This is a genomic window from Pigmentiphaga sp. MLSB6-MA01 (assembly GCF_058793475.1).
Genome location: NZ_JBXAFV010000002.1, coordinates 335,838 through 351,505, shown reverse-complemented (window position 1 = coordinate 351,505; position 15,668 = coordinate 335,838). Strand labels below are relative to the sequence as shown.

At 68.1% G+C, this 15,668-nt stretch carries 16 protein-coding genes; 14 read left to right on the top strand and 2 right to left on the bottom strand.

Features of this window, described 5'->3' with window-relative positions:
• The first annotated feature begins 172 nt into the window (after positions 1–172).
• From pyrH to AC1Q6E_RS04880, 14 genes are all read left to right on the top strand, one after another.
• A complete protein-coding gene (pyrH, locus tag AC1Q6E_RS04945) occupies positions 173–904 on the top strand; it encodes a UMP kinase (RefSeq protein ID WP_152799986.1) in 732 nt (243 codons plus the stop codon).
• Between the two features lie 28 nt (positions 905–932).
• The gene (gene frr / locus AC1Q6E_RS04940; protein WP_152799988.1) at positions 933–1,493 is read left to right on the top strand and encodes a ribosome recycling factor; all 561 of its coding nucleotides are present in this window, start codon (positions 933–935) and stop codon (positions 1,491–1,493) included.
• Between the two features lie 36 nt (positions 1,494–1,529).
• On the top strand, positions 1,530–2,309 hold the full coding sequence (gene uppS / locus AC1Q6E_RS04935; RefSeq protein WP_152799990.1) for a polyprenyl diphosphate synthase: 780 nt from the start codon (positions 1,530–1,532) through the stop codon (positions 2,307–2,309).
• Positions 2,310–2,313: 4 nt separating this feature from the next.
• Positions 2,314–3,165 (top strand): phosphatidate cytidylyltransferase, encoded by an 852-nt coding sequence (locus AC1Q6E_RS04930; RefSeq protein ID WP_152799992.1) that lies wholly within the window; start codon positions 2,314–2,316, stop codon positions 3,163–3,165.
• The gene (gene ispC, locus AC1Q6E_RS04925; protein ID WP_296561031.1) at positions 3,162–4,379 is read left to right on the top strand and encodes a 1-deoxy-D-xylulose-5-phosphate reductoisomerase; all 1,218 of its coding nucleotides are present in this window, start codon (positions 3,162–3,164) and stop codon (positions 4,377–4,379) included. The genes AC1Q6E_RS04930 and ispC overlap by 4 nt, the downstream gene beginning before the upstream one ends.
• Positions 4,380–4,546: 167 nt before the next feature.
• Positions 4,547–5,881 carry an RIP metalloprotease RseP gene (gene rseP / locus AC1Q6E_RS04920; protein WP_492572318.1) on the top strand — a complete coding sequence of 445 codons (1,335 nt, stop codon included), beginning with the start codon at positions 4,547–4,549 and terminating at the stop codon, positions 5,879–5,881.
• A 120-nt stretch (positions 5,882–6,001) separates the two neighbouring features.
• Entirely contained in the window at positions 6,002–8,296 is a 2,295-nt protein-coding gene (gene bamA, locus AC1Q6E_RS04915; protein WP_296561028.1) for an outer membrane protein assembly factor BamA, read from the top strand.
• A 117-nt stretch (positions 8,297–8,413) separates the two neighbouring features.
• On the top strand, positions 8,414–8,977 hold the full coding sequence (locus tag AC1Q6E_RS04910; RefSeq protein WP_152799998.1) for an OmpH/Skp family outer membrane protein: 564 nt from the start codon (positions 8,414–8,416) through the stop codon (positions 8,975–8,977).
• A 43-nt stretch (positions 8,978–9,020) separates the two neighbouring features.
• On the top strand, positions 9,021–10,142 hold the full coding sequence (gene lpxD / locus AC1Q6E_RS04905; RefSeq protein ID WP_296561026.1) for a UDP-3-O-(3-hydroxymyristoyl)glucosamine N-acyltransferase: 1,122 nt from the start codon (positions 9,021–9,023) through the stop codon (positions 10,140–10,142).
• Between the two features lie 52 nt (positions 10,143–10,194).
• Positions 10,195–10,641: a 3-hydroxyacyl-ACP dehydratase FabZ gene (gene fabZ, locus AC1Q6E_RS04900; RefSeq protein WP_152800001.1), complete on the top strand. Its 447-nt coding sequence runs from the start codon at positions 10,195–10,197 to the stop codon at positions 10,639–10,641.
• Between the two features lie 12 nt (positions 10,642–10,653).
• Positions 10,654–11,442, top strand: coding sequence for an acyl-ACP--UDP-N-acetylglucosamine O-acyltransferase (lpxA, locus tag AC1Q6E_RS04895; protein ID WP_296561022.1), 789 nt, complete (start codon positions 10,654–10,656; stop codon positions 11,440–11,442).
• A 41-nt stretch (positions 11,443–11,483) separates the two neighbouring features.
• The gene (gene lpxB, locus AC1Q6E_RS04890) at positions 11,484–12,608 is read left to right on the top strand and encodes a lipid-A-disaccharide synthase (protein WP_152800003.1); all 1,125 of its coding nucleotides are present in this window, start codon (positions 11,484–11,486) and stop codon (positions 12,606–12,608) included.
• Positions 12,601–13,377 (top strand): ribonuclease HII, encoded by a 777-nt coding sequence (gene rnhB / locus AC1Q6E_RS04885; RefSeq protein WP_152800005.1) that lies wholly within the window; start codon positions 12,601–12,603, stop codon positions 13,375–13,377. Before lpxB ends, rnhB begins: the two co-directional genes overlap by 8 nt.
• A 30-nt stretch (positions 13,378–13,407) precedes the next feature.
• Positions 13,408–14,202 carry a TrmH family RNA methyltransferase gene (locus AC1Q6E_RS04880; RefSeq protein WP_152800007.1) on the top strand — a complete coding sequence of 265 codons (795 nt, stop codon included), beginning with the start codon at positions 13,408–13,410 and terminating at the stop codon, positions 14,200–14,202.
• Between the two features lie 18 nt (positions 14,203–14,220).
• On the opposite strand, the gene AC1Q6E_RS04875 is transcribed toward AC1Q6E_RS04880, so the two are convergent.
• Entirely contained in the window at positions 14,221–14,634 is a 414-nt protein-coding gene (locus AC1Q6E_RS04875) for a VOC family protein (protein ID WP_152800009.1), read from the bottom strand.
• A gap of 31 nt (positions 14,635–14,665) precedes the next feature.
• On the bottom strand, positions 14,666–15,658 hold the full coding sequence (locus AC1Q6E_RS04870) for a hydroxyacid dehydrogenase (protein ID WP_152800011.1): 993 nt from the start codon (positions 15,656–15,658) through the stop codon (positions 14,666–14,668).
• Positions 15,659–15,668: the final 10 nt, after the last annotated feature.

Here is a 15,668-nt window from a genome sequence, read left to right as displayed (position 1 = left end):
GGGCTCGGGCCCGCCTTGGAGAGGCCTCGGGGGATCGGCGGAGCCGGATCCCCCGTGCCTCGTCTGGGGGGATGTTGTAAGGATGTAGCGTCGCGCGGTGGGGTGGGCCTCCTGCGGGCGTGGAGATGGGCCGGATGTCGGCGATTGCGCGGGAGCATGTATGACGGTGGAAATGAACGCATCTGGAACGAAAACGGGGGCGTACAAGCGCGTCCTGCTCAAGCTGTCGGGCGAAGCCCTGATGGGTGACGATGCGTTCGGTATCAACCGGGCGACCATCGGCCGCATGGTCGAGGAAATCGCCGAAGTGGCGGAGTCGGGCGTCGAGCTGGCGCTGGTGATCGGCGGCGGCAACATCTTCCGCGGCGTGGCGCCGGGTGCCCAGGGCATGGACCGCGCCACCGCCGACTACATGGGCATGATGGCCACCATCATGAACTCGCTGGCGCTGCAGGATGCGCTCAAGCGCCGCGGCATCGATGCCCGCGTGCAGTCCGCGCTGACCATCGAACAGGTGGTCGAGCCCTACATCCGTCCCAAGGCCCTGCGCTATCTGGAAGAAGGCAAGGTCGTGATCTTCGCGGCCGGCACGGGCAACCCGTTCTTCACCACCGATACGGCCGCCGCCTTGCGCGGCGCCGAGATCGGTGCCGAAATCGTATTGAAGGCAACCAAGGTCGACGGCATCTACTCGGCCGATCCCAAGAAGGATCCCACGGCCACGCGCTACAGCCGCATCAGCTTCGACGAGGCCATCGTGCGCCGCCTGGAAGTGATGGATGCGACGGCGTTCGCGCTGTGCCGCGACCAGAAGCTGCCTATCAAGGTTTTTTCGATCAACAAGCCTGGCGCCCTGAAGCGCGTCGTCTCGGGCGACGACGAAGGCACGCTGGTGCACGTTTGATCGATTGTTCTGTATTTAGGAGACCGCAATGAGCGCTTCCGACGTCAAGAAAAACGCCGAGACCAAAATGGGCAAGTCCATCGAGACGCTCAAGGGCAGCCTCGCGAAGATCCGTACGGGTCGTGCCCATGCCGGCATACTGGACCATGTCCAGATCGAGTACTACGGCTCCATGGTTCCGCTGAGCCAGGTGGCCAACGTGAGCGTGCTCGATGCGCGCACCCTGAGCGTCCAGGCGTGGGAAAAGAAGATGGCCCAGGTGGTCGAGAAAGCCATCCGCGAATCCGATCTGGGGCTCAACCCCCAATCCATGGGTGAATTGATCCGCGTGCCGATGCCCGCGCTGACCGAAGAGCGCCGCCGCGAGCTGACCAAGGTGGTCAAGGGCGAAGGCGAGGATGCCAAGGTCGCCGTGCGCAACCTGCGCCGCGATGCCAACGAGCAGCTCAAGCGCCTGGTCAAGGACAAGGAAATTTCCGAGGACGAAGAGCGCCGCGCGCAGGACGACGTCCAGAAGCTGACCGACCGTTTCGTCGCCGAAATCGACAAGGTCGTCACGCAGAAAGAAGCGGAGATCATGACGGTTTGAGTTCCGCCATGTACATTTGGTCCCAGCGGAGCTGACATGGTCTTGAGTTCAACCCTCGGTGTTCCCCGCACCGACGCCGTGCCCAGGCACGTGGCGATCATCATGGACGGTAACGGCCGTTGGGCCACGCAGCGCTTCCTGCCCCGCGTGGCGGGCCACAAGAAGGGCGTGGATGCCGTCCGGGCGGTGGTCGAGGCCTGCGCCGTCCGCGGCATCGAGTACCTGACCCTGTTCGCTTTCAGTTCCGAGAATTGGCGCCGGCCGGCGGACGAGGTGTCGCTGCTGATGCGGCTGTTCGTCCATGCGCTGGAGCGCGAGGTCGCCCGGTTGGCGCGCAACGGCATCAAGCTCAAGGTCGTGGGCGACATCGGCGCGTTTGAGCCCCGGCTGCGGGAGTTGATCGCCGACGTGGAAGCCCGCACCAGCGGCAACGACCGCCTGACGCTGACCATAGCGGCCAACTACGGCGGGCGCTGGGATATCCTGGAGGCGACCCGCCGCCTGCTGGTGGCGCGTCCGGACCTGGCCGCCCATCCCGAGCAACTGGACGAGGCCATGCTGTCGCCATATCTGTCGATGGCCTACGCGCCCGAGCCGGACCTGTTCATCCGCACGGGTGGCGAACAGCGCATCTCCAATTTCCTGGTCTGGCAACTGGCCTATACCGAGCTTTATTTCACCGACTGCTTCTGGCCCGATTTCGATGCCGGACAACTGGATCTGGCTTGCCAGTCCTATCGCAACCGCGAGCGGCGCTTCGGCCGCACCAGCGCCCAGCTGCGGGCGCCGGCGGCGGTTTCTTCCAACGGCGGCTAGATCCATGCTCGGGCAACGCATCGCCACCGCCATCGTCCTGCTGATCGTTCTGGCCGGCGTGCTGGCGGTTGCCGATCCTCGCCCCTTCGAGATACTGATGGCGGTGTTCGTGGGCTGCGCGCTATGGGAGTGGTGGCGACTGACGCTGTCGCCCCGTGGCGGCACCGGCCGTGCCCATCTGCCCGCCATCGCGGCGGGGGCGGCGCTGGGCCTGGTCCTGATCGCGTGGCGCTGGAACAGCGGCGGCGCCGACCTGTCGGCCGGGCCCGCCGGGGGGGTGTGGCGCGGCCTCTGGGTCGCCGTTTCCGCGGTCTGGCTGGGGCTGCTGGTGCCCATGCTGTTCCGCGCCAGCCCCGAGGCCGAGCCCCGTAATCCATGGTTGACCGCGCTGGCACCGTTTGCGCTGCTGGCCGCCTGGTCGGCCTTGACCGCGGCCTTCGGGCGCGGCGTGCTTTTCCTGCTTACCCTGATGGCGGTGGTGTGGATCGCCGACATCTCCGCCTATTTCGTCGGCCGTGCGCTGGGACGGAACAAGCTGGCGCCGCACATCAGCCCGGGCAAGACCCGGGAGGGCGCGCTGGGGGGCATCGCCTGCGTGGTGGTCTTCGTGCTGGCCTGCGGCGCCTTTCCGGGCACCTTCGGCGCCGCCCTGGTCGAGCGCTGGGGATGGGGCGGGGCGCTGGCCCTGGCGGTGGTGCTGGCGGCCCTGTCCATCGCGGGAGACCTGTTCGAGTCGCTGATCAAGCGGCGGGCCGGCATCAAGGACTCCAGCAGCCTGTTGCCGGGCCACGGCGGCGTGCTGGACCGCATCGATGCCCTGATCCCCGTGCTGCCGTTGGCCGTGTTGCTGTCATGACCTTTCGTACCGTCACCATACTGGGCGCCACTGGCTCCATCGGCGCCAGCACGCTGGATGTGATCGCGCGCCATCCACAGCGCTACCGCGTGCATGCCCTGAGCGCCCACAGCCGCATGGAGCAGCTTGCCGCCCAGGCGGAGGCCAGCCAGGCCGCCGTCGTGGTGGTGCCCGACGAGGCGGCGCGCCAGCGGTTCGTCGACGCCTGGCGGGGCAGGGCGCGGCTGCCCGAGATCCGGGTTGGTGCCCAGGCGCTGGCCGACACGGCGGCCGACGAGGCCTGCGATACGGTCATGGCCGCCATCGTGGGCGCGGCGGGCCTGCCGTCGGCCCTGGCCGCGGCCAAGGCCGGCAAGCGTGTGCTGCTGGCCAACAAGGAAGCCCTGGTGGTGGCGGGACGCCTGTTCATGGATGCGGTGCGCGACAATGGCGCCGAACTCCTGCCTATCGACAGCGAACACAATGCCATCTTCCAGTGCCTGCCCCATGGCGCCCATGCCTCGGGGGTGCAGGCGCCGGCACCGGGCGTGCGCCGGCTGCTGCTGACCGCGTCGGGCGGGCCATTCCGCACCCGGCCGCTGGACAGCCTGGCGGACGTGACGCCGGATCAGGCCTGCGCCCATCCCAATTGGTCCATGGGGCGCAAGATCTCCGTCGATTCGGCCACCATGCTGAACAAGGGGCTGGAGGTCATCGAGGCGCACTGGCTGTTCGCGATGCCGCCGGAGCGCATCGACGTCGTGGTCCATCCGCAAAGCGTCATCCATTCCATGGTCGAGTACGACGACGGCTCGGTGCTGGCGCAACTGGGCCACCCCGACATGCGCACGCCCATCGCCTATGGCCTGGCGTTCCCCGAGCGGATCGCGACGGGCGTGGGGCCGCTGGACCTGGCCCGGTTGGGCCGCCTGGACTTCGAGGCCCCCGACCTGGCCCGTTTCCCGTGCCTGCGCCTGGCTTTCGAGGCGCTGCGCGGCGGGCAGGGCGCCTGCGTGGCCCTGAATGCGGCCAACGAAGTGGCGGTGGACGCTTTCCTGCAGGGCGCCGCCCCCTATCCGGCGATCGCGGCTATCATCGAGACCGTGCTGGATGGCGCGTGGACACGCGTGGCGGATCGGCTGGGCAGCCTGGACGGCCTGCTCGACCTGGACCGAGAGGCGCGCGCGCGGGCCCGCGAGGCCCTGGCCGCCCGAGGCGCCGGGGCCGTGCGCTAGGAGCCGCCCTTGCCGCGCCGCCAACCGCCCGGCCGCAGGCCTTTGGCCGATAATCCTGTCATGTTCGCTTACCGAGATTCCCCGTGTGTTTCCGGAGCCGGCGTGCATTTCCGTGTTAAATCGTCGGTTCGGCGGCCCGGGCCGGGCGCCGGAGCAAGGAGATTTCCATGTTGTTGACGTTGGCGGCTTTCGCCGTCGCGCTGGGCGTGCTGGTGGTGATCCATGAACTGGGCCACTACCTCGTGGCCCGCGCATGCGGGGTACGCATACTGAGGTTCTCGGTGGGCTTCGGCAAGGTGCTGTGCAAGCGGACCGACCGCCACGGCACGGAATGGGCCCTGTCGGCGATTCCGCTGGGCGGCTACGTGAAGATGCTGGACGAGCGCGAGGGCGAGGTGCCCGCCGCCGAGCGGGGGCGGGCGTTCAACGCCCAGCCGGTGGGCAAGCGCATCGCCATCGTCGCGGCCGGACCGGTATTCAACCTGGTGCTGGCGGCGCTGCTGTACGCGGTGCTGAACATGGCCGGCGTCAAGGAGCCGGCGGCCGTGCTGGGCGATCCGGCGGCCGGGACGCCGGCCTTCGCGGCGGGGGTTCAGGCCGGCGACCGCGTCCTGGCCATCGACGGCGCCCAGGTGGGCACCTGGGGCGACGCGCGGTGGATGTTGCTCAAGAGCCTGACCGACAAGGGGCGTCCCGCCATCGAGGTGCAGACCGCGGCGGGTGACCGCCGGGTGCGCACGGCCGATTTCTCCGGGGCGCAACTGGGCCAGATGGAAGGCGACGTGCTGGGCCGCGAGGGGTTCGGGCTCGCCAGCCCCCGCCCGGTGATCCGCGGCGTCGTGCCCGAGAGTGCCGCGGCCCAGGCGGGCCTCCTGGCCGGCGACCGGGTGGTGGCGGCGGGCGACAAGAAGGATCCTTCGGCCACCGAGCTGATCACGCTGATCCAGGGCCATGCCGGCCAGCCGCTGCGCCTGTCCGTGGTGCGCGACGGCGCGGCGCTGGCGATCGACGTCCTGCCGCGCGAGGAACGCCTGGCGGACGGCACGCTGGTGGGCCGCATCGGCGCCCAGATCGGCGGCGACATCCAGCTCATCACGGTCCGCCATGGCCCGCTCGAGAGCCTGGCGATGGGCGCCCAGCGCACCGCCGAGGTGTCCTGGTTCTCGCTGCGGATGCTGGGCAAGATGCTGGTGGGGGACGTGGCCCTGAGCAACCTGAGCGGGCCGGTCACCATCGCCGACTACGCCGGCCAGACCGCCAGGATGGGGCTGGACGCCTATATCGCGTTCCTGGCGCTGGTCAGCGTCAGCCTGGGCGTGCTGAATCTCCTGCCCATCCCCATGCTCGACGGCGGGCACCTGCTGTATTATCTCGTCGAGATCATCCGGGGCAGTCCGCCGCCGGAACGCTGGATGGAAGTGGGGCAGCGCGCCGGGTTCGGCATCCTGATGGTGCTGATGGCCGTTGCCTTGTTCAACGACTTTACGCGACTGCTGACCTAGAATCCATGTGCGCCGCCTTGCCCGCCGCCGCCGCGGACCGTGCCTCGACCGCCCGGGCCGAGCCGGGCCTCACGCCGCGCTTTCGCATATCACTCAATTAAGAAAACTCCGGGATTACGCATGACCAATCGCACCCGGCGCATGCCGCGTCTGCTGTCCATTTTGCTGGCCATGGCGGTCACCCCCCTGGCCTACGCCTTCGATCCCTTCGTTGTCCGTGACATCCGGGTGGAAGGTATCCAGCGCACCGAAGCCGGCACGGTGTTCGGATACCTGCCGGTCAAGGTGGGCGAGCGCTTCACCGAAGAGCAGGCCACGCAGGCGGTGCGGGCGCTGTACGGCACGGGCTTCTTCCGCGACGTGCGCCTCGAGGTCGAGAACGACGTGGTGGTGGTCATCGTCGACGAGCGTCCCGCGATTGCGTCGATTTCCTTCAACGGCATGCGCGAATTCGAGTCCGCCAACGTACTCAAGTCGCTGGCCGAAGTGGGCTTCGCCGAGGCCCGCATCTTCGACCGCGCCTTGCTCGACCGCGCCGTGCAGGAACTCAAGCGCCAATACCTGGCGCGCGGCAAATACTCGGTCGAGATCGTGCCGACGATCACGCCGCTCGAACGCAACCGCGTCGGCATCACCTTCGACATCTTCGAAGGCGACGTGGCGCGTATCGCCGGCATCAAGATCATCGGCGCCAAGGCCATCCGCGAAAGCGAACTGCTGGACCTGTTGCAGCTCACCACCCCGGGCTGGCTGACCTGGTACACCAAGGCCGACCAGTATTCCCGCCAGAAGCTGCAAGGCGACATCGAGACCCTGCGTTCCTACTACATGAACCGCGGTTACCTCGAGTTCAACGTCGATTCGCCGCAGGTCACGATCTCGCCCGACCGCAAGGACATCTTCATCACGCTGTCCATCACGGAAGGCGACAAGTACGCCGTCAGCGACGTCAGGCTGGCCGGCGACCTGCTGGGCCTGGACGAAGACCTCAACAAGCTGATCACGGTCAAGCCGGGCGAGACCTTCTCGGCCGAGAAGGTCAACGCCTCCAGCAAGGCCATCACCGACTACCTGGGCAAGCTGGGCTACGCCTTCAGCAACGTCAACGCCACGCCCCAGGTCGACCGCGAGAAGAAGACCGCGGCCATCACCTTCTTCGTCGATCCCAACCGCCGCGTGTACGTGCGCCGCGTGAACATCGGCGGCAACACCCGCACCCGCGACGTCGTGGTCCGCCGCGAGATGCGCCAGCTCGAGAGCGCCTGGTACGACGCCGGCAAGATCCAGCTGTCGCGCGACCGGATCGACCGCCTGGGCTATTTCCAGAACATCAACATCGAGACGCCGCCGGTGCCGGGCACGCCCGACCAGATCGACGTGAACGTGACCGTCCAGGAAAAGCCCACCGGCATGATCAACCTGGGCGCCGGTTTCAGCAGTACCGACAAGGTGGTGCTGTCGGCGGGCATCAGCCAGGACAACATCTTCGGCAGCGGCACGACCGCCGGCCTGGAGCTGAACACCGGCAAGACCTACCGCACGATCGCCATCAGCCAGACCAACCCGTACTTCACGCAGGACGGCATCAGCCGGTCGACCAGCCTCTACTACCGTACGCTGCGTCCGCTGTCGATCAACACCGGCGACTACCGTATCAAGACCATGGGGGCGAGCCTGACGTTCGGCGTGCCCTTCACGGAAACCCAGCGCGTGTTCTTCGGTACCGCGCTGGAAGCCAACGACATCGATATCTACGATAGCAGCCCCCAGCGCTTTATCGACTACGTCAACTCGTTCGGTGCGCGCAGCAACGCGGTCATTTTCTCGGTGGGCTGGAGCAACGACCGGCGCGACAGCGCGCTGGCGCCCACGCGCGGGACCTATCAGCGGGCGGCTGGCGAAAGCTCGCTGTTCGGCGACCTGCGCTACTACAAGGCCAGCTACCAGCACCAGTACTACTGGCCCATCACGCGCAGCATGACGCTGGCGCTGAACGGCCAGGTGGACTACGGCAAGGGCTTCGGCGGCCGGCCGTATCCGCTGCTCAAGAACGTGTACGCCGGCGGTATCGGGTCGGTGCGCGGCTACGACGGCGGTTCGCTGGGCCCGCGCGACAGCAAGAACGGCGACAGCCTGGGCGGCGCCAAGCGCGTCATCGCCAATGCCGAACTGCTGCTGCCGTTCCCCGGCACCCAGCAGGACCGGACGCTGCGCTGGTTCCTGTTCGCCGATGCGGGTAACGTCTACGCCGACGAGGAGAACATCAACCTGGGGCAACTTCGCTATTCGGCCGGTATCGGCCTGAGCTGGCAGTCGCCCATCGGTCCGCTGAAGATCTCTTTCGGCAAGGCGCTCAATGCCAAGCCGCAGGACCGGACCCAGAGCTTCCAGTTCCAGATCGGCACGGGGTTCTGATAACGCGATTTTCTGCTACAACCAATTACCAGGGTCCGGTCCGGGGCGCTTGCCCGGCCCGGCGCCATTAGTGGCAAAATATACGACTACCTTCCTAGCGAGAAATAAATGATCCGCATGTTTTCGACATCTGCTACCAGTCTGACCGCGTCCTCTGCAGTCAAGGGTGCCGGCCGGGTGCTGGCGGCTGTGGTGCTTTCAAGTGCCGCTGTCGGCGCGGCTCATGCCCAGGCATCCCAGGCCCCGGTCAAGATCGGTTTCGTCAATACCGAACGTATCTTCCGCGACGCCGCGCCGGCCAAGGCCGCCCAGGCCAAGATCGAAGCCGACTTCAAGAAACGCGATGCCGAGCTGCAAGACATGGCCAATCGCCTGCGCACCCAGTCCGAGCAGTTGGACAAGGACAGCGCCGTGCTGTCCGAGTCCGACCGCACCCGCCGCCAGCGCGACCTGAGCGACCTCGACAAGGACTTCCAGCGCAAGCGCCGCGAATTCCAGGAGGACCTGAACCAGCGCCGCAACGAGGAGCTCTCGCAGATCCTCGAGCGTGCCAATCGCGTGATCAAGCAGATCGCCGAGCAGGAAAACTACGACCTGATCTTCCAGGAAGCCGTCGTGGTCAGCCCGCGCGTCGATATCACCGAAAAGGTCCTGAAGGCCCTGAACAGCGGCGCCAAGTAATTGCCCTGTTCTCGCATGTCCCTGTCGTTCGCGCGAGTTTCGCATGCCTATCCTGCTTGACAAGACCAAGGCGCCGGCACTGCAAAGGCTGCTCGACGAAACCGATACCACCGGGTTGACGTGGGCGATCGAGCCGGGGGGCGCGCAAGCGATCCCCGGCGCCGGGATCGTGGTCGGGGGTATCTCGAATCTCGAGCACGCGGGGCCCCAGGAACTGAGCTTCGTCGCCAATCCCCGCTACCAATCCCAACTGGCCGACGCCCGCGCGGCGGTCGTTCTGGTCACGGCCGAGGTGGCGCAAGCCTACCGCGAGAGCCTGGCGCAGGCCGGCCGCGCCCACGAGGCCTTGCCGCTCGTGGTCTGCAATTCGCCCTATCTGCTGTTCGCGCGAATCGGGCAGTGGTTCGACCGGCAGTTGCATCCCCAGCCCGCCGGCGCGATCCATCCCTCGGCCGTGGTCGCGCCCTGCGCCACCGTCGATCCCAGCGCCCATGTCGGGCCGCTCGCGGTCATCGAGGCCGGCGTGCAGATCGGGCCGCGCGCCCGTATCGGCGCGGGCTGTGTCGTGGGCGAGAACTGCCGCATCGGCGCCGATACGGTGCTGCACCCGCGCGTCACGCTGTACCGGGGGGTCAGCATGGGGGCGCGTTGCGTCATCCTGTCCGGCGCCGTCATCGGCGACGACGGTTTCGGCTTCGCCCCCGATCCGTCCCGGGCCAAGGGGGCCTGGACCAAGATCCCGCAGTTCGGCGGTGTGCGCATCGGCGACGATGTCGAGGTCGGCGCCAATACCACCATCGATCGCGGCGCGCTGGATGACACGGTCATCGGCAACGGGGTCAAGATCGACAACCAGATCATGATCGGCCACAACTGCCGCATCGGCGACCATACCGCGATGGCTGCCTGCGTGGGTATCGCCGGATCGACCACCATCGGCCAGCGCTGCTCCATCGGCGGGGCCGCGATGATAGGGGGCCACCTGAAGATCGGCGACGACGTCTTCATTTCGGCGGCGACTCCGGTGCACAGCAATATCGACAAGCCCGGGCAGTACACGGGTTTTTTCCCGATGACCGAGCACGCCCAGTGGGAGCGCAATGCCGTCGCTGTCAGGCATCTCGCCACGATGGTCAAGCGGATCAAGGCGCTGGAAAAGAAGTAAAAGGCGGGCGGGCGCCGCAACGGCCCGCCACGCATCAAATACTGGAATCTGTATGGAAATGGACATCAAGGGGATACTCGACCATCTGCCGCATCGCTATCCGATGCTGCTCATCGATCGGGTCATCGACGTCAAGCCGGGAGAATCGATCCTCGCGATCAAGAACGTGTCGATCAACGAGCCGTTCTTCACCGGCCATTTCCCGCATCACCCCGTCATGCCGGGCGTGCTGATCCTGGAGGCCATGGCCCAGGCGGCCGCCATCACGTCGTTCACCGCGGCCGGCAAGAAGCCCGACGACAACACGGTGTACTACTTCGTCGGCATCGACGGCGCCCGCTTCAAGCGGCCCGTGGTTCCGGGCGACCAGCTGCGCCTGGAAGTCAACGTCGAACGTACGTCGCGCGGCATCTGGAAGTACAACGGCAAGGCGCTGGTGGACGGGCAGATCGCGGCCGAGGCCGACCTGATGTGCACCATGCGCATCCTTGAACCCTGACGGAAGGTTTTCGTGGCGAGGATACATCCCACCGCACTCGTCGATCCGGCCGCGCAGCTGGACGATAGCGTGACGATCGGCCCGTTCAGCATGGTCGGGCCGAACGTGCGCATAGGCGCCGATACCGAGGTCGGGCCGCATTGTGTCATCGACGGCCATACGACGATAGGGCGGGGCAACCGCTTTTTCCCGTCGTGCTCGGTCGGCGCCGAGCCGCAGGACAAGAAGTACGCCGGCGAGCCCACCCGCCTCGAGATCGGCGACGGCAACACGATACGCGAATGCTGCACCCTCAATACCGGCACCGCGCAGGATGCGGGCGTGACGCGCCTGGGCAATGACAACTGGATCATGGCCTACGTGCACGTGGCGCACGACTGCCAGCTGGGCAGCCACATCATCCTGGCCAACGGCACGCAACTGGCCGGCCACGTGCACATCGGCGACCACGTATTCCTGGGCGGCATGACCGGCGTGCACCAGTTCGTCAAGATCGGCGCGCATGCCATGACCAGCGTCCACTCGACGCTGCTGCAGGACCTGCCGCCTTTCGTCACGTCCTCGGGCAGCCCGGCCCGCGCCGTCGGCATCAACGTCGAGGGCCTGAAGCGGCGCGGGTTCACGCCCGCGCAGATCGCCGGCCTGCGGGCGGCCTACAAGACACTGTACCGCCAGAGCCTGACGCTGGACGAAGCCCGCGCGGCGCTCCAGGCGAAACGGGCCGAGGACTCCGAGCTCGACGCTCCGCTGTCCACGCTGCTGAATTTCCTCGATACCGCCACCCGCGGTATCGTGCGCTGACGGCGGCCGGCGTGCGGGGGGCGGGCGGAGCGTCCATCGGCATGGTGGCGGGAGAGCCCTCGGGCGACCTGCTGGCGGCCACAGTGGTCGAGGCCCTGCACGAACGGGCGCCGGGGGTGGCGCTGGCAGGCATAGGCGGCCCCAGGATGCGGGCCCAGGGCTTCGATGCCTGGTATCCCATGCAGAAACTGGCCGTGAATGGCTATGCCGACGTCCTGATGCATCTGCCTGAGTTGCTCAGCATCCGCCGCACCCTGAGGGAGCGATGGCTGGCCGAGCGGCCGGCGGCTTTCGTCGGCGTGGATGCGCCCGATTTCAATTTCGGCCTCGAACATGCCCTGCGCGAGGGGGGCATCCCCACCGTGCACTTCATCGGTCCCTCGCTATGGGCCTGGCGCGGTGAGCGCATCAACAAGATCCGCGAGGCCGTTTCCCACATGTTGGTCGTGTTCCCGTTCGAGGAGCAGATCTACCGCGACGCCGGCGTTCCCGTGACTTACGTGGGCCATCCGCTGGCGCGCCTGATCGACCGCGTGCCCGATCGCGCCGCCGCGCGGGCCCGGCACGGCATCGGCGCCGATGCGCGGGTGCTGGCGCTGATGCCCGGCAGCCGGGCCGGCGAGGTGCGGCACCTGGCGCCGCGCTTCCTGGCCGCCGCCAAGCTGTTGCAGGCGCGCGATCCGGGCCTGCAACTCTGGGCGCCCATGGCCAATGCCGAGCGCGAGCGCGAGTTCCTGGCGCATGCCGCGGCCGTGGGGGGGCTGGCCAACCTGCACACGGCCATCGGCGGCACGCACGACATCCTGGCCGCCTGCAACGCGGTCCTGGTCGCCAGCGGCACGGCCACCCTGGAGGCGGCCCTGTTCAAGCGCCCGATGGTCATTTCCTACGTGCTGCCCAGGCTGTCCTGGTGGATCATGCGGCGCCAGGCCTACCTGCCCTGGGTGGGCCTGCCCAACGTGCTGTGCCGCGATACGGTCGTGCCCGAACTGCTGCAGGACGAGGCCACGCCGCGCGCGCTGGCCGACGCGGCCTGGACGGCGCTGACCGACGAGGCGGCTATCCGCCGGCTGGAAGAGCGCTTTACCGCCTTGCACGACGACCTGGTGCGCGACACGCCCGCCCTGGCCAGCCAGGCGATCCTGGAGGTGGCTGGCCATGGCTGAGAAAGGCTGGGTGCAGACCGAGCTGGGCTGGGCCGCGGTGGAATCGCCGGGGGCGGACCTGCTGTCGGCCTTCGACGCCGAGACATTGCTCACCCTGCGCGTGGCGGGTGTGGACGAAGCCGGGCGGGGGCCGCTGGCCGGGCCGGTCTACGCGGCGGCGGTTATCCTCGATCCGGCCCGTCCGGTCGATGGCCTGAACGATTCCAAGATCCTGAGCGAGCGTGCGCGCGACGAGCTGGCACCTTTGATCCAGGAGCGCGCGCTGGCCTGGTGCGTGGCCAGCGTCAGCGTGACCGAGATCGATACGCTGAACATCCTGAATGCCACCATGCTGGCCATGCGGCGGGCCGTCGAGGGGCTGGGCTGCGTGCCCGACCTGGTGCAGGTGGACGGCAACCGCGCCCCGGCGTTGTCCTGCCGGGTGCAGACCGTGATCGGTGGCGATGCGCAGGTACAGGCGATCTCGGCGGCATCCATCCTGGCCAAGACCGCGCGCGATGCCGAACTGGTCCGGCTGCACGCCAGCTATCCCATGTACGGCTTCGACCGGCACAAGGGCTACGGGACGCCCGACCACCTGCGTTGCCTGCTCGAACACGGCCCGTGTCCCGAACACCGCCGCAGCTTCGAGCCCGTGCGAAGGGCCATGGGCATCCCCGAGCCGCAGGCGCCGGCTCCGCAGGTGATGGACAGCCTGCTGCCGTGGGACGACCTGCCTGAACCCGAGGCGCCGGCGCCGCGCCGCCGCCGTGCCAAACCGCGCGCCTAGCCGCGCGGACCGTTGCATGGAAAACCCATCATGAAACGTATCGCTTCGCGCGACAACCCGCTGTTCAAGTCGCTGCGCAAGCTGACGCAGGCTTCGCAGGCGCGGCGCGAGGCGGGCCTGTCCGTGCTGGAAGGCGTGCATCTGTGCCAGGCCTACCTGCAATGGCGGGGCCTGCCCCGGCATGCCGTCTTCGATGCCCGGCGGCTGGAGGGCGAGCGGGCCAGCGCCGAGCTCGCGGCCTTGCGCGACGAGATACCGGCCGACCGCCAGGTCTGGCTGGACGGCAACCTGATCGACGATCTGGAGCACGTCCAGGCGGGCCAGGGCGTGGTATTCGTGGTCGAGACGCCGGCGCCGCCGCTGCCCGCGCGCGTGGCGGAAAGCTGCGTGTTGCTCGACCGGGTCCAGGATCCCGGCAACGTCGGCTCCATCCTGCGCACCTGCGCGGCGGCCGGCGTGCGCCACGTATTCCTGTCGGACGAGACCGCCTTCGCCTGGTCGCCCAAGGTGCTGCGCTCGGGGCAGGGGGCGCATTTCTCGCTCACCATCCATGAACGGGTCGATTTGCAGGCCCTGCTGCCGCGCCTGGACCTGCCGCTGGTGGCGACCACGCTGGACGATGCCGTCGGCCTCTACAAGGCCGCGCTGCCACGGCACTGCGCCTGGGTCTTCGGCAACGAAGGGCAGGGCGTGCGCGCCGACCTGCAGGCCGCCGCGGCGCTGCGCGTACACATCCCGCAGGAGCCCGTGGCGGAGTCGCTGAACGTGGGCGCGGCGGTGGCGGTGTGCCTGTTCGAGCACCGGCGCCGTTTCGCGCCGGAGTAGGGGAACAGGCCCCGGAGCCTAGGCGGCGTACACCGATTCGAAGGACTTGAACCCCTTCACCTCGATGGGGTTGCCGAACGGGTCGGTGAAGAACATGGTCCATTGTTCGCCGGGCTGGCCCTCGAAGCGGACCTGCGGTTCCAGCACGAATTCCGTGCCGGCTTCCCGCAGGCGCCGCGCCAACGCCTGCCAGTCGTCCAGCAGCAGGATCACGCCCAGGTGCGGCATGGGCACGAGCTTGTCGCCCACATGGCCCGTGCGTTCGGTCTTGAAGGGCGTGCCCAGGTGTAGCGAGATCTGGTGGCCGAAGAAGTCGAAGTCGACCCAGGTGTCGGTGCTGCGCCCCTCGGCGCAGCCCAGGACGTCGCCGTAGAAACGGCGTGCCTGATCGAGATCGGTGACGTTGTAGGCCAGGTGGAAAATCGATTGCATGATGGCGGTCGGTGGATGAAGGATGACGGGGTCAGGCCGGAACGGGCAGGCGCCGGGCTTCCCAGACCTGCGGGTTGACGAGATGGGCGGGCCGGCGTGCCGCCAGGACCTCGATGATCTGGTCGGCGCACTGCTCGGCGGCGGCGCGCAGGGCCTCGTCCGTGCTGCCGGCAGTGTGGGGCGTCAGCAGCGCGTTGTCCAGTCGGCATAGCGGATGCGCGGCGGGCAGGGGTTCCTGCTCGAAGACGTCCAGCGCGGCGCCGGCGATGCGCCGGTCGCGCAGCGCCACGGCCAGCGCGTCGGTGTCGATCAGGTCGGCGCGCGCGGTGTTGACCAGGATGGCCGTCGGCTTCATGCGTGCCAGCGCGGGCGCGTCGATCATGTGCCGGGTGTCGGCCCGGGAAGGCCGGTGCAGCGATATGACGTCGGCCTGCGTCAGCAAGTCGTCCAGGGCCAGGCAGGCCTGCGCTCCCTGGGCGGCGATCTCATTGGCGGGCACGGCCGGCGAGTACACGATGACGCGCATGCCCAAGCCATGTAAGGCGATCGCGGCGGTCAGCCGGCCGATGGTGCCGAAACCGACGATGCCCAGGGTCTTGCCATGCAATTCCTGCAACCCGGGCTGGTAGCGGTAGTCCCAGTCGCCGGCGCGCACCGCATGGTCGCAGGCGGCCAGCCGCTTGCCCACCGCCAGCATCTGCATGATGGCGTGCTCGGCCACCGAACGGGCATTCGCGGTGGGGGTGTAGACGATGGGGATGGACAGCGCGGTAGCGCGCGCCACGTCGATCTTGTTGGTGCCGATGCCGTGGTTGGCGATCACGGCCAGTTGCGTGCCGGCCTCCACGGCGGCGGTATCCAGCCCGGCGTTGCGCGTGATCACGGCCTGGCACGGAGCGATCTCGCGGGCCACGATGGCCATGTCGGCCGAACTGGCCATGCGGGCCTCGATACCGGCGGCCTGAAGGCGGGCGATGCCGGCGGGGTGGATGGGCTGGACGACCAGGCAGACGGGTGGGTTCATCGTGTTCCTA